The organism is Lentzea tibetensis (genome assembly GCF_007845675.1).
Lineage (GTDB): Bacteria > Actinomycetota > Actinomycetes > Mycobacteriales > Pseudonocardiaceae > Lentzea > Lentzea tibetensis.
Genome location: NZ_VOBR01000024.1, coordinates 67960 through 81527, shown reverse-complemented (window position 1 = coordinate 81527; position 13568 = coordinate 67960). Strand labels below are relative to the sequence as shown.

At 69.7% G+C, this 13568-nt stretch carries 12 protein-coding genes; 7 read left to right on the top strand and 5 right to left on the bottom strand.

All coding sequences use genetic code 11. The features are described from left to right. Positions 1-408: 408 nt before the first annotated feature. A complete protein-coding gene (locus FKR81_RS31165) occupies positions 409-1257 on the bottom strand; it encodes a hypothetical protein (RefSeq protein ID WP_146357368.1) in 849 nt (282 codons plus the stop codon). A 239-nt stretch (positions 1258-1496) separates the two neighbouring features. After that, positions 1497-2288: an AfsR/SARP family transcriptional regulator gene (locus FKR81_RS31160; protein WP_146357366.1), complete on the bottom strand. Its 792-nt coding sequence runs from the start codon at positions 2286-2288 to the stop codon at positions 1497-1499. Between the two features lie 149 nt (positions 2289-2437). Here FKR81_RS31160 and FKR81_RS31155 point away from each other — a divergent pair, with 149 nt between their 5' ends. The 3 genes from FKR81_RS31155 (at position 2438) to FKR81_RS31145 (ending at position 5202) form a co-directional block, all read left to right on the top strand. Beyond that, positions 2438-3205: a hypothetical protein gene (locus FKR81_RS31155; protein WP_146357364.1), complete on the top strand. Its 768-nt coding sequence runs from the start codon at positions 2438-2440 to the stop codon at positions 3203-3205. Positions 3206-3281: 76 nt separating this feature from the next. Beyond that, positions 3282-3953: a DNA alkylation repair protein gene (locus FKR81_RS31150; protein WP_146357362.1), complete on the top strand. Its 672-nt coding sequence runs from the start codon at positions 3282-3284 to the stop codon at positions 3951-3953. A gap of 106 nt (positions 3954-4059) precedes the next feature. After that, positions 4060-5202 carry a serine hydrolase domain-containing protein gene (locus FKR81_RS31145; RefSeq protein ID WP_146357360.1) on the top strand — a complete coding sequence of 381 codons (1143 nt, stop codon included), beginning with the start codon at positions 4060-4062 and terminating at the stop codon, positions 5200-5202. Positions 5203-5214: 12 nt separating this feature from the next. Here FKR81_RS31145 and FKR81_RS31140 read toward each other — a convergent pair whose 3' ends face one another. Then, positions 5215-5847 (bottom strand): response regulator transcription factor, encoded by a 633-nt coding sequence (locus FKR81_RS31140; protein ID WP_146357358.1) that lies wholly within the window; start codon positions 5845-5847, stop codon positions 5215-5217. Further along, positions 5835-7805, bottom strand: a complete 1971-nt coding sequence (locus FKR81_RS31135) for a sensor histidine kinase (RefSeq protein WP_146357356.1) — start codon at positions 7803-7805, stop codon at positions 5835-5837. Before FKR81_RS31135 ends, FKR81_RS31140 begins: the two co-directional genes overlap by 13 nt. A gap of 136 nt (positions 7806-7941) precedes the next feature. Between FKR81_RS31135 and FKR81_RS31130 the strand changes: the two genes are divergently transcribed. The 4 genes from FKR81_RS31130 to FKR81_RS31115 all read left to right on the top strand — a co-directional run bounded on the left by FKR81_RS31130 (position 7942) and on the right by FKR81_RS31115 (position 12544). Further along, a complete protein-coding gene (locus FKR81_RS31130) occupies positions 7942-8616 on the top strand; it encodes a hypothetical protein (RefSeq protein WP_146357354.1) in 675 nt (224 codons plus the stop codon). Between the two features lie 285 nt (positions 8617-8901). Then, positions 8902-9366 (top strand): (2Fe-2S)-binding protein, encoded by a 465-nt coding sequence (locus FKR81_RS31125; RefSeq protein WP_235921875.1) that lies wholly within the window; start codon positions 8902-8904, stop codon positions 9364-9366. After that, positions 9366-10343 carry an FAD binding domain-containing protein gene (locus FKR81_RS31120; protein WP_146357350.1) on the top strand — a complete coding sequence of 326 codons (978 nt, stop codon included), beginning with the start codon at positions 9366-9368 and terminating at the stop codon, positions 10341-10343. The genes FKR81_RS31125 and FKR81_RS31120 overlap by 1 nt, the downstream gene beginning before the upstream one ends. Beyond that, positions 10340-12544 carry a xanthine dehydrogenase family protein molybdopterin-binding subunit gene (locus FKR81_RS31115; protein ID WP_146357348.1) on the top strand — a complete coding sequence of 735 codons (2205 nt, stop codon included), beginning with the start codon at positions 10340-10342 and terminating at the stop codon, positions 12542-12544. Before FKR81_RS31120 ends, FKR81_RS31115 begins: the two co-directional genes overlap by 4 nt. On the opposite strand, the gene FKR81_RS31110 is transcribed toward FKR81_RS31115, so the two are convergent. Beyond that, positions 12516-13499: an NAD(P)-dependent alcohol dehydrogenase gene (locus FKR81_RS31110; protein ID WP_146357346.1), complete on the bottom strand. Its 984-nt coding sequence runs from the start codon at positions 13497-13499 to the stop codon at positions 12516-12518. The two genes, FKR81_RS31115 and FKR81_RS31110, sit on opposite strands and share 29 nt — an antisense overlap. Positions 13500-13568 lie beyond the last annotated feature (69 nt).

The following is a 13568-nucleotide window of genomic DNA, read 5'->3' as shown; positions in this document are numbered from 1 at the left end:
GCCTGGCGACATGGAAAGTGTGGCCCGGTGACGGATCCTCGGAAGGCCACGTGGCTGACCACACAAAATGGTATTCAATCCTCGACGGCCACTGTCCGCACCTGGCTCTCACCGACAGAGCGGCAGCGACGTCGTCCGGGTCGAGAAGTCCGCCCCCAGGTGCCGGTCCGCTAGTCGGACGTCATGTACGCGACGGATCACGCACCACCTCAAAGCTCGAGGGGCGGGCATCCGCGTGAGGCGCCCAGCCAGTAGCACCAGCCCGCCATCACTAGGTAGGCAGACGGCGAGTCACATCGAGCCATATGGTTAGCGAGCAAGTCCCCCTCGGACATACGCAGTAACCCCACGGCCCGCGAGATTGATGATCACATCAGCCTCGCGGGCCGGGTTCGTTCCTGGACCTGACTACCCGGTGCAGCCGGGCACCGCGGGGACGCTGCCCACGCAGTTGTTCGGCGTGTTGGCGCTGATCGGCGAGTTGGTGGTGGTCATGGTTCCGTTCACGCGGTAGACGCCGCCCGCGCTCAGCAGGGCGTTGTTCGCTGTCACGGCGGTCTGGGTCATGGTGGTCGCGGTCGAGTTGGCGGCCGCGATGCCGCCCCCCTGCGATCCGGTGTTGCCGGTGACGAACATCGGGCTGCCGGAGACGCCGGTGGTGGTCAGCGTGCCGCGCAAGCCGTTGTAGATGCCGCCGCCCTGCAGCAGTGCGGAGTTGCCGGACACCGGGCTCCTGGTGAACGTCGCCGCGGGTGCGGTGCCGGAAGGCGTGTCGGCGTTGGCCAGGCCACCGCCGTTGAGGGTCGCGACGTTGCCGCTCAAGCTGCTGTTGGTGAGCGTCACGGCGCCGTGGTTGAGGATGCCGCCACCGTTGCCGACGGCGCTGCCGTTGGTGATCGCGACCGATGTGGTGAGGGTGAGGCTGCCGGTCGGGCTGACCTCAGCGATGCGGAACGGCAGCAGCGAGGTGCGGGTGATGGTCGCCGGACCGATCATCTCGATGGGGGTGGTGATCACCGGCAGCCCGTTGGTCAGACCGCCGTGGGGCGAGGTGAGACCGTACGTGCAGCCGCCCGCCAGCACGAGGGTGTCGGCGGCGGAGGTGGAGTTGGCGAGGTCGACCGCGGCGACGAGAGCGGTCTCGCTGCACGCCACGGGGATGGTGATGGCCTGCGCCGCCGGCATGGCGATGGCCATGCTCCCGGCGACGACGGTGACCCCGATCAGGGCATGGATGATCGTGCGGAATTTTCGCATGACGACTTCTATTCCTGAAACATAATTGTGCACGAAAAAGGACCTCGGGCAGCGTCTTTCTGAGCCACCGAGGTCCTGGGTAACAACACACAACTTACTACTTTGCGGCGCCACTGCATACCACCATGCCCCAAATGGCCCTATTTCCGTCAGGATTTGCGGCCATCGATATTCCAGACAATTACAAGAATTTGCCCGGCGCTGAATGGAGTTCCGGTCCGCATCGGCAATTCAGGCGGTCACAGCCATCGGCGAGGGCTGTGCGCTTCGAGCGCGGGGTCCTGCACGAGAACGGCCTGCCGCAGTCGACGCAGCGCCGTGGCGGGTTCGGTGTCCAGCTCACGACGCAGATTTGCGCTGAGCCGTTCATAAGCGGCCAACGTGTCAGCACGCCGGCGGCAGCGGTACAGCGCCACCATGAGCAGACCGTGAACGCGTTCGTCGAAGGGGTGCGTGGCTGCCAGGTACTCGAGCTCGGGTATCGCCACGAGGTGGTTCCCGAGCTCGAGGTCCGCCTCGATGCGCATGATCGTGGCGAAGTGGTGCATCGCTTCCCAGCGGACGACGCAAGCGCGCAGGGTAGGGACTCCGTCCAGCTCCATCAGAGCAGGGCCGCGCCACAGCGCGAGTGCGCCGGACAGGGTCGTGGTCGCGGCGGTGAAGTCGCCGCGCAGCAGGAGATCGCGGCCGCGGGCGACCTGGTGTTCGAAGTGCAGCAGGTCCAGTTGTTCTACTCCGACGCTGAGCAGGTAGCCGGACGACCGCGTGAGCAGTAGCTGCGGAGCACCCCAGCGGGCGCGGTCGGGCTCGAGGACGCGGCGCAGGCGCGACACGTGTGCCTGCAGGACCGTGACCGCGCTCGGGGGCGGCGGGTGGTCCGGCCACAGCCAGTCCAGCAACCGTGCGACCGACACCGCGACGTTGGCGTGGCTGAGCAACGCGACGACCAGCCTGCGCTGCGTCGGCCCGCCGAACTTCACCAGGCTGCCGTCGATGCGGACCTCGAGCGGACCGAGAACGCGGAACTGCATGGTGCGCTCATGGTGGCGCAGCGCGACGGGCCATCGAAATGGCAACTTATCCCTAATGGGCGCAAGTTCTTCGCAAGTCGTTCGCAAGCCGGGACCTGCACACTGTGCGACGTCACGGGCGCGCACAGTTCAATACGAGGACGGCTCAGATGACCACGACCGTCATGCTCACCGTACCCGCACACGACCAGCACTGCGTCGCCGCCGCGCAGGCCATGGCCGACAAGCTCTCCGGCATCTCCGACGCCAGCTTCGTCATCACGCCGCACCGGCCACCGGTCGACGCCCGCGCCGTGTACGACGCGGAAGACACGGGCCGACTGGACGACCGCGTGCGGCCGGATCTGGTGATCCCGTTCGGCCACAACCCTGTCCACAGTGGACTTTGGTCGACGTTCAAGTCCTTCTACAGCGACCCGATCGCGTGGGTGGCGCTGCTGATCACCTCCGTGCTGCTCTGTTACGGCGGTGGCGCGGCCATGTTCTACGTGCACTCCATCCACTTCCGCGAGGGCGGGCCCGCGGTCAGTCCGTACGTGCACTGGGCGCTGGATTCGACGTTCGGGTGGTTCGGGCTGACCCCGGTGATCGCGGTGCTGCTCCCCCTCGCGGTGCGGCTGTGCCGCGGACTGCCGGGGTGGGCCTTCGTGCTGACCGTGGGTTTCCTGTTCGCGATCATCACGACGCCGGGGCCGCTGGCGCACGACTTGATCGTCGCGCGTGGCACGCCGGTCGCGAACGTCGTCACGCAGTTGCTCGGCGACCCGTCCGTCGTCCTGCAGCCGCCGGTGCACTACCCGCCGTTGACGAAGATGGCGCACCAGCTCGTCGCGGGGCTGCCGGTGTACGTCCTGCTGTCGGCCATTTCCTACGCGTTCGTCAGGCTCGGGTTGAAGGTGGGCGCATCGACCAGGTGAGCCGGTGGATCGGCGCCCGGCCCGCGATGCGCGTTGCTCGTAGGCTGACTCCCGACGTGATGGACGGGAGGCTGAGGTGGCCGAGACGACGGTGGCCGAGGTGATGGCCGAGCTGGCCGCGCTCGAGGACCCGAAGGCACGCGTGGTGAACGAGAAGCACGGTGACGACCACGGGGTGAACCTCGGCAAGCTGCGCGCGGTCGCGAAGCGGCTGAAGACGCAGCAGGAGCTCGCGCGCGAGCTCTGGAATACCGACGACACCGCGGCCAGGCTGCTGGCGCTGCTGATCTGCCGCCCGAAGGCGTTCGAGCGCGACGAGCTGGACGCCATGTTGCGCGAGGCGCGCACCCCCAAGGTGCACGACTGGCTCGTGAACTACGTGGTGAAGAAGAACCCGCACGCCGAGGAGCTGCGTCTGGCCTGGTTCGCCGATCCGGATCCGGTGGTCGCGAGTGCCGGTTGGGCGTTGACCACCGAACGTGTGGTGAAGAAGCCCGATGGCCTCGACCTCGTGGGACTGCTGGACGTCATCGAGGCGGAGATGAAGGACGCCCCGGATCGGCTGCAGTGGGCGATGAACCACAGCCTGGCGCAGATCGGGATCGAGCACGCCGAGCACCGCGCCCGTGCGATCGACATCGGTGAACGCCTGCAGGTGCTCAAGGACTACCCGACTCCCCCGAACTGCACGTCCCCGTTCGCGCCCATCTGGATCACCGAGATGGTGCGCCGACAGCACGGCGGGTGAGCGCGTTGGTGGAGCTGGCTCCACCACGAACCGGGGTGACCGTGCTACCGCGCGGACAGGTGCGTTCTTGACAGGGTTCCTCTCGTCACCAGCGACTGGAGGAACGATGAAGACGAAGCTGCTCGCCCCGGTGCTCGCCGCGGCGCTCGCCTGCGGCCTGGCCGCCGCGCCTGCGGGTGCGACCCCGGACCGCGCGGAGGTGCAACAGAGCCTGGACAGCTTGGTGCGCAAGGAGAAGTTCCCCGCCGCGCTGGCCGCCGTGCAAGCCAAGGGACGGTCCACTTCGTACACCTCGGGTACCGGCGAACTGGGCAAGTCGACGCCGGTACCCCGCGACGGACAGGTGCGCGTGGGCAGCAACACCAAGACGTTCGTCGCCGTCGTGGTCCTGCAACTCGTCGGCGAGGGCAAGGTCGAGCTGGACGCGCCGATCGAGCGCTACCTGCCCGGTCTCGTTCGCGGACAAGGGATCGACGGCCGGGCCATCACGGTCCGGCAGCTGCTGCAGCACACGAGCGGACTGCCGAACTACACGGCCTACATCGGACTCGAGAAGTTCGAGAACGTCCAGCACGTCTACGTCCAGCCGCGTGAGCTGCTCGACCGGGCGCTCGCGCACCCGGCCGACTTCGCGCCGGGGGCGAAGTGGGAGTACAGCAACACCAACTACCTGCTCGCGGGTCTGCTGATCGAGCGCGTGACCGGACGTCCGGTCGCGGAACAGGTGACCGAGCGGGTGATCGACCGCATCGGCCTGCGCGACACCTACTGGCCCGAGGTGGGCGACCAGACCATCGACGGCCGCCACCCGCACGGGTACGTCTTGGCGGACGACGTGTCCGATCGGGTCGTGGACGCGACCGAGCTGGACCCGTCCTGGGGTTGGGCGGCCGGCGCGATGATCTCGACTCCGAGCGACCTGAACAGGTTCTTCAGCGCGCTGCTCGGCGGCCGGCTGCTGGGCGCCGCCCAGCTCGCCCAGATGCGGACGACCGTCGAGGCGGCGACGTGGCCCGGCGCGCGGTACGGCCTCGGGCTGGTGAGCACGCCGTTGAGCTGCGGCGGCGTGTACTGGGGTCATGGCGGCGACATCCACGGGTTCGAGACGCGCGGTGGTGTCACCGAGGACGGCCGAGGCGCTGCGGTCGCGGTCACCGCGTTGCCCGGCACGTTCGACAAGGGGAACGCTGAGCGGGCGGCGCTGGCGGTGTTGTCCACTGTGGACACCGCGTTGTGCACCAGCCGATGACGTGTCGTCGACCTAGCTGTACTCGGCCAGGTACGTCAGCACGGCCAGCACCCTGCGGTGCTCCTCCATGTTGGCGGCCAGCCCCAGCTTGGCCATGATGCTGCCGACGTGGGTCTCGACGGTGCGTTCGTTGAGCCAGAGCCGCCGCGCGATCCCGACGTTGGTGCACCCCTCGGCCATGAGACCGAGCACCTCGCGTTCGCGCGGGGTGAGCGTGCCCGTGGTGGGTCGGCCGAGGAGCCGGCCCACCACTTCGGGGTCGAGGGCCGAGCCTCCTGAGGCGACGCGCGCGATCGACTCGAGGAAGTCGTCGACGTCGAGCACGCGGTCCTTGAGCAGGTAGCCGAAGCCGCCTTGGCTGACGAGCTCGACGGAGTGCCGGGTCTCGACGTGTTGGGAGAGCAGCAGGATGGCCACCTCGGGCTGGGCGGACCGGATCTGGCGCGCCGCGCGGGCGCCGTCGTCGGTGAAGTCCGGGGGCATGCGGATGTCGACGATGGCCAGGTCCGGCTGGGCATCGGCGACCACGCTCACCAGGGTCGACGCGTCGGCGGCGCGACCCACGATGTCGTGGCCCGCGTGGGACAGCAGGCTCGCGAGGCCTTCGCGGAACAACGTCGAGTCCTCGCCGATCACGATTCGCACGGCAGCACCGCCTGGATCGTCGTGCCGACGCCCTGCCGGCTGTTCAGGAGCAGTGACCCTCCCAGTGCCGCTACGCGATCGGCCAGGCCGGACAACCCCGAGCCCGCACGGGGGTCGGCGCCGCCGCAGCCGTCGTCCTGCACGCACACGCTCACCTCGTCGGCCTCCTGGGTGACGCGGACCGTGATGGCGCTGGCGTTGGCGTGCTTCGCGGCGTTGGTGATCGCCTCGGCGGCGACGAAGTAGGCGGTGGTCGCGATGTTGTCGGCCAGGGGCTCGGACATGATCTCCAGCCGCACCGGGACGGGCAGCTTGTTCGTCAGTGCGGAGAGTGCGGAGTGCAGGCCGTCGTCGAGGCTCGTGGGGCGCAGGCCGTGTGCGATCTGCCTGAGCTCGGCGATGGCGGTGGCCAGTTCGGCGACGCCCTGGTCGAGCACGGCGTGCACGTCGACCGATCCGGTGGGCAGCTGGCGCTGCGCCAGTCGCATCGCCATGCCCAGTGACACCAGTCGTTGCTGGGCGCCGTCGTGCAGGTCTCGCTCGAGCCTGCGGCGCTCGGCGTCGCCGACCTGGACCAGACGGGTGCGGCTGGCCTCGACCTCGCGCAGGGCGTTGGCGAGCTCCGCGCGGAGGCGGGAGACCTCGACGAGGCTGGCCGCGGCGGAGGCCACGACCCTGAGCACGGCCGGGGTGGTGACGGACGAGGCGAGCACGCCGATCTGGGTGCCGCCGAGCGTGATCGGGACGAGGCCGGTGTCGGCCACCGGTGCGCCCTCCGCGTCGACGAAGCCCGTCGACCTGGGGATCAGCAGGCCCACCCGCAAAGACGGGTCGCGCAACGCCGTGCGCAGGGTGGACTCGAGCTCCTCCGGCTGAGCGCCCAGGGTGTGCACGCGTCGTTGCAGGTCGTCGATGGCCTGCAGCGCCGCCTTCCGCGGCGGGAACAGCCGGCGGTCCACCGCGCGCTGCAGGTGTCTGCGGACCGGCGCGAGCAGCACGGCGCAGACCGCGGTGGCGCCGGCCGCGGCGGCCGGAGAGCCGTCGCCCACCACGAGTCCGAGTGCGAGAGCCGAGACGGCGTACGCGCCGATGAGGACCAGGAGCACGACCGTGTAGCTGACGGCGTCGGCGAGCACGCGGTCCACGTCGTAGAGGTCGTGGCGCAGCATGGCCACGGCCACCGAGCAGAACAACGCGATGATCGTGACGACGCCGAAGACCAGGGCCACGACGCCGCTGCTGCCGGTGACGACGATCTCGGCGAGGCACACGACCGGGTACGCCATCGCGGCCAGACCGGCGAACGCGAGCCACTTCAGCTGGGCCCGGACCACGCCGGTGGATCGGCGGAACCGCAGCACCAGCGAAACGCCGGACATGAGGAACGCGACGATCAGGCCGATGTTCACCGCCATGCCGAGAGCGAACACAGCATCCGACGGCGGACCCCAGGGATGGGCGAGCCCCTCCATGGGCTGGGTGAACGGTTCCCGCGGCACCATGCCGAAGCCCTGCTGTGCGAGCGCGAGGACGACGATCAGCGGTGGGAGCGTCCGCCACCTGCGGCCGGGCACCGCGCCGTCCGGGAAGTGCAGCAACAGCAACGCCACGGCGGCGAGCAGCCACCAGCCGCTCTCGTTGAGGAACGCGACCACGCGCGGGTCCAGTGGGACCGCGGAAGGGTCGTTGAGCCAGCTCCCGTAGTACACGTCGCGCGCGGTCAGGAAGACCACGATCGAGCCGACCCACGCGAGCAGGGCGCCGACCGCGTTGGCACGCACGCGAAACGCGATGACGACGCCGAGAGCCGTCATCGCCAGCCCGAGAGTCGCGAAGCCGACGAACGCCGCGGCCAGGTCACCACCCGGTCGCAAGCGGAAGAGGAGCCAGCTGCCGCCGATCGTCATGACGACGGCGAGTCCCAGCAGGCCCAGTCCCACCGACCGCGGCCACTTCATCGCCCCAGGGTAGGACCGCGACGGCGCTGCGGCCTCCGTGTCAGCACGGAGAACGACTTCCGCGCCCGCACCGATGTGACCAGCACCTTCCCGGAGGTTCCCTGGAGCGACCTCACCCCCAAGGAAGGCGGAGACCATGTCCATCGACCTCACCGCGGCGCACGACACGGCCGCGACCTCCACGCGTGGACGCGTCGCCGTCCTCGCGGCCGTACTGGCTGTCACATCAGTCGCCGCGACCGTCGGCGGACTGTTCTGGCCCGAACCGGCCGGCGGCGGCGAGACCTACTCGTACGCCGACATCGCCGCGCACCGCGACCTCTGGTGGGGACTGCTCACGGGTCTCGCGGCCATGCAGGTCCTCAACGTGCCGCTGCAGGCGCTGGCGGCCATGGTCGTCGTCCGGCGCCGCGGCAGCACGTGGGCGACCTGCGGGGCCGTGCTCATGTGGCTCGGCGGCGGACTGCAGGCCGCGGGGGTCGCGGGCTGGGCGGCGGCCTACTTCTTCCCGACCGACCCCGGTGTCGGCCGCGCGGCCGGCGAGGCGGTGATCCAGGCGGCCAACAACGACACCGGCCACCTCTTCGCGCTGATGATTCCCGGCGCCGCACTGGTGATGCTGGGCACCGTGCTGCAGTGCATCGGCCTCTTCCGCTCGCACGCCGTGCCGAAGTGGGTGCCCATCACCGCGCTCACCGTCGTGCTCACCTTCGTGATCCCCGGCAACGGGATCGCCGGACTCCTGACGGCCGTCCCGATGGCGGCCGGTGCGATCGGCCTCGGCTACTTCGCTTGGCGCTCGGCCGAATAGGGCTGATACATCGGATGTGTATGTCCTAATTCGCGTGCTGCCAGCAGGATTCGGCAGGTTGGCGCATTGACCCATCGGGTCGGTGGTGCTTATGTGACCCCGAACACAGGAGATCGCATGGCATCCAACGAGCCTGGTGTCAGTGGGGGTGGATCCGTGGACGGCCACTTGTCCAGACGGGGTTTCTTCGGGCAGGCGGCGGCGGTCTCCGCCGGAGTCGCGCTGGTTCCACCGGCGGCGGCGGTGGCGGCCGCTCAGCCGGTGGAGGCAGCGGCGAACGCGGGCCTGGTCGACGTGGCGTTCAAGGTCAACGGCGAGCCGAAGAAGCTCAGCATCGACCCGAGGGTGACGCTGCTCGACGCGCTGCGGGAACGGCTCGGCCTCACCGGCACGAAGAAGGGCTGCGACCGGGGCCAGTGCGGGGCGTGCACGGTGCACGTCGAGAACAGGCGGGTGCTGCCGTGCCTGACGCTGGCGGTTTCCCTGCAGGACAAGGCAGTCACGACGATCGAGGGAATCGCCGACGGCGAGACGCTGCACCCGGTGCAGCAGGCGTTCATCGACCACGACGGGTTCCAGTGCGGGTTCTGCACCTCGGGTCAGATCATGTCGGCCGTCGCGGTGGTCCGGGAGGGCGCGGCGCGGACCGACGACCAGATCCGGGAGGCGATGTCCGGCAACCTCTGCCGCTGCGGCGCCTACCCGAACATCCTCGACGCGATCAAGCAGGTCCAGGCAGGTGATCGGTGATGCGCGCCTTCGACTACGCGGCACCGTCGAGCGTCGACGAGGCGTTGCGACTCACGAAGCCCGGTTCCGCGTTCCTCGCGGGCGGTACCACCCTCGTCGACCTGATGAAGCTCGACGTGCTGACGCCGGACCACGTGATCGACGTCAACCGGTTGCCGTTGAACGGAATCCGGCTGAGCGACGGCCACCTGCGGATCGGTGCTCTCGAGCGGATGAGCGCCGTGGCCGCGCATCCGACCGTCATGGTGCACTTCCCGGTGATCTCCCGCGCGCTGCTGCTCAGCGCGTCGGGTCAGCTGCGCAACATGGCCAGCATCGGCGGGAACCTGTTGCAGCGCACGCGATGCGACTACTTCCGGGACGTGACGGCGCCGTGCAACAAGCGGCAGCCGGGCTCCGGGTGCCCCGCGCAGACAGGCGTGAACCGCACGCACGCGATCCTGGGTTCCAGCAGCTCCTGCGCGGCCACCCACGCCAGCGACGTCGCCGTCGCGTTCGTCGCGTTGGAGGCGATGGTCGTGGTGCGCGGACGGGGCGGCGACCGGATCGTGCCGCTGGAGGACTTCTACCTGCTGCCGGGGAACACGCCCCAGGTCGAGAACCAGCTGGGGCCGGACGAGCTGATCGTCGAGGTGCGGGTGCCGGTGTCGCCGCTGGCGCGTCAGTCGACCTACCTCAAGATCCGGGACCGGCAGTCGTACGAGTTCGCGCTCACCTCCGTCGCCGTGGCGCTGAGCCTCCGGCGCGGGGTGGTGCTCGACGCCCGGATCGCCGCGGGCGGGGTGGGCACGAAACCGTGGCGGCTGCGCGCCGTCGAAGACGCGCTCAAGGGCAACCCGGCCATGGAGAAGACCTTCAGCGACGCCGCTGAGTCCGCTGTGGATGGAGCACGTCCGTTGGCGCAGAACGCTTTCAAGGTGACGTTGCTGAAGCGGACCATCGTTCGCGCGCTGATCGACGTGGCAGGTGTGCGATGAGGGCCACGCCGATCGGGCAGCCGGTCGACCGGGTCGACGGCCGCATCAAGGTCACCGGAGCGGCGGTCTACGCCGCCGACAACAAACCGGCCGGTCTCACATACGGCTACATCGTCACGAGCACCATCGGCCGCGGCGTGATCACCGGCATGGACACGGCCGCGGCGCTCGCCTCCCCCGGCGTGCTCGCCGTGTACACGCCGTTCAACCCGCTGAAGCTGTTCGCCTACGTCCAGAACCAGAACGACGAGAGTGCACCTCCGTTGCAGGACAAGGAGGTCCGCTTCCACGGGCAGACCATCGGCTTCGTCGTCGCCGAGACGTGGGAACAGGCGAGGGACGCCGCCTCGCTGATCAGGACGACCTATCAGCAACAGCCCCCGGTGACCGCGTTCCCCGGCCCGCCCGCGGCGATGGAGAAGGCGGACACCGACGCCGAAGGCCCGGACACCGTGCTGGCCACCGGAGTGGCGTCCGTCGCCCAGGCCGTGGCCGCCGGCGAGGTCACGTTCACCGCGAGCTACTCCACGCCGGTGCAACACCACTGCGCGATGGAACCGCACGCCACGGTGGCGACCTGGAACGGCGACCACCTGACCGCCTACACCGTCACCCAGGGGGCGGTGCTCTCGGTGCGGCGGCTGTCCGAAACGCTGGGCGTGGACGCGGCGAAGATCCACGTCATCAGCCCGCACGTCGGTGGCGGGTTCGGCGGCAAGTGGGGCAACTGGGCCCAGGTGCCGCTGGCCTGCGCAGCTGCCAAAGCGCTGGGGCGGCCGGTCAAGGCGGTGCTGACCCGCGAGCAGGTGTTCACCCTCGCCGGGCACCGGCCGTTGACGGTGCAGAACCTCAAGATGGCCTGCACGGCCGACGGCAAGCTCACCGCGATCACCAACGACGGCATCACCAGCAGGGGTTTCGCCGGCAGCTGGTCCGAGTCGGTCGCCAACTGGACGCTCACCACCTACGCCAGCCCCAGCATCCAGGTCACCAAGACCATCGTGCCGCTGAACCTGGGCGCGGCGACCGTGATGCGGGCACCGGGCGAGGCGAACGGCTCGTTCGCGCTGGAGAGCGCGATGGACGAGCTGGCCGAGCGGCTGGGCCTCGACCCGCTCGAGATGCGGATGAAGAACTACGCGACCTTCGTGCCCAACACCGGAAAACCGTGGTCCAGCAAGCACCTCGACGAGTGCTACCGGCGCGGCGCCGAGGAGTTCGGCTGGTCGAAGCGGCCGAAGAAGGTGCGCGCGACCGTCGACGGCGACTGGCTCGTCGGCACCGGCATGGGTACCGCGACCTACGGCGCGTCCCGCGGCCTGGCGTCCATCAAGGTGCGGTTGAGCGCGGACGGCACCGCGTCGGTGTCGGGCACCGCGGCCGACCTGGGCACCGGGCAGTACACCGTGTTCGCCATCCTCGCCGCGGACGTGCTGGGCATCCCGGTCGACCGGGTGCGGCCCGAGCTGGGCGACTCCACGTCGCCGACCGCGGCGAACGCGGGCGGCTCGAACTCGACGTGCACCAACGGGCCCGCCGTGCAGGTCGCGGCCAAGGCGGTGCAGACGGAGCTGGTCGCGCTGGCGGTGACCAACCCGAAGTCGCCGTTCCACGGCAAGGATCCGGCGGAGGTGGTCTACCGGGACGGCAGCGTGTCGTCCGGCGGCCTCACGATGAGCTTCGGCACCCTGCTCACCACGTGCGACGTCGGGAGCGTCGAAGCGGTCGGCACCTCGCCGCGGCTCGTCGACCCGGAGCACGGGTTCCGGTCGTTCGGCGTGCACTTCTGCGAGGTCCGGGTGCACCGGTGGACCGGCGAGCCGAGGGTGACCCGGTGGCTGTCCGTCATGGACGCCGGCACGATCATCAACGTCAAGGCGGCCCGCAGCCAGATCCAGGGCGCGGTGGTCATGGGCATCGGGCAGGCGCTGCTCGAGGCGACCGAGGTCGACCAGGGCACCGGGCGCTTCGCCAACGGCAACCTCGCCTCGTACCTCGTGCCGGTGCACGCCGACATCCCGCCGATCGACGTGCGTTTCCTCGACCACCCGGACCCGTTGATCAGTGGACTCGGCGCGAAGGGCATCGGTGAGCTCGGCATCGTCGGAGTGGCCGGGGCGATCGGGAACGCGGTGCACCACGCCACCGGTGTCCGGGTTCGGGAGCTGCCGATCACGTTGGAGAAGCTGCTCGGGTCGTGACGACCACCTTGGCCCGTGCGTGCTCGATCTCCACGTGCCGGATGGCTTTGGCCGCCTCGCTCAGCGGGTACGTCGCCTCGATCACCGGGACGAGCGTGCCGGCCTCGGCGAGCTCCCGCAGCGCGTCGAGGTTCTGCTTGCTCTGGTGTGCCGCCACGAAGACCACCCGGTGCCGGATGAAGCTCGCCACCACCCTGGCCTTCAGGAACAACCCGTACGGGCCGAAGAACGACCCGCCGTTCGAGGTGCCTCCGCCGGACAGCGCGAGCGTCCCGTCCGGCGTCAGGACGCGGCGGAGGTCGGTCAGCGACCGGTTGCCCACGAGGTCGAAGACCAGGTCGTACCGCCGGGCGTCGCGGGCGAAGTCCTCCTGGGTGTAGTCGACGACGTGGTCCGCGCCGAGCGACCGGACGAGGTCGACGTTCCGCGTGCTGCACACACCGGTCACCTCGGCACCCTGCGCCTTCGCGAGCTGCACGGCCATCGTGCCCACGCCGCCGGACGCGCCGTTGATCAGCACCCGCTGCCCGGCGCCCACGTCGCGCAGGCCGATCAGCGCGGTGTTGGCGGCCAGCGGCAGTGCCGCGGCCTGCTCGAACGTCAGGTTGGCCGGTTTCCGCGCCACCGCGTTGTCCGGCACGCACACGTACTCGGCGAACGTCCCGTCCACCTCGCCGTACACCTCGTCGCCGGGCACCAGGCCGGTCACCCGCGCGCCGACGGCCTCCACCACGCCCGCGCAGTCACGGCCGCGGATCCTGGCCTTCGGGCCGCCCAGCCCCATGATCATCCGCGCGAAGTACGGGTCGCCGCGCATGAAGTGCCAGTCGTAGGCGTTGACCGACGCCGCGCGCACCCGCACCAGCACCTCGTCGTCACCGGGCACCGGCCGCTCGATCTCTCTGAGCTCCAGCACGTCCACCGAGCCGTACCGATCCTGCACGATCGCCTTCATCGCGGACCTCCCTCTGCCCGCGAAGGTAAGCGGCGCAAGGGGTTCTCCACATCAGGGACCGCACCTAGG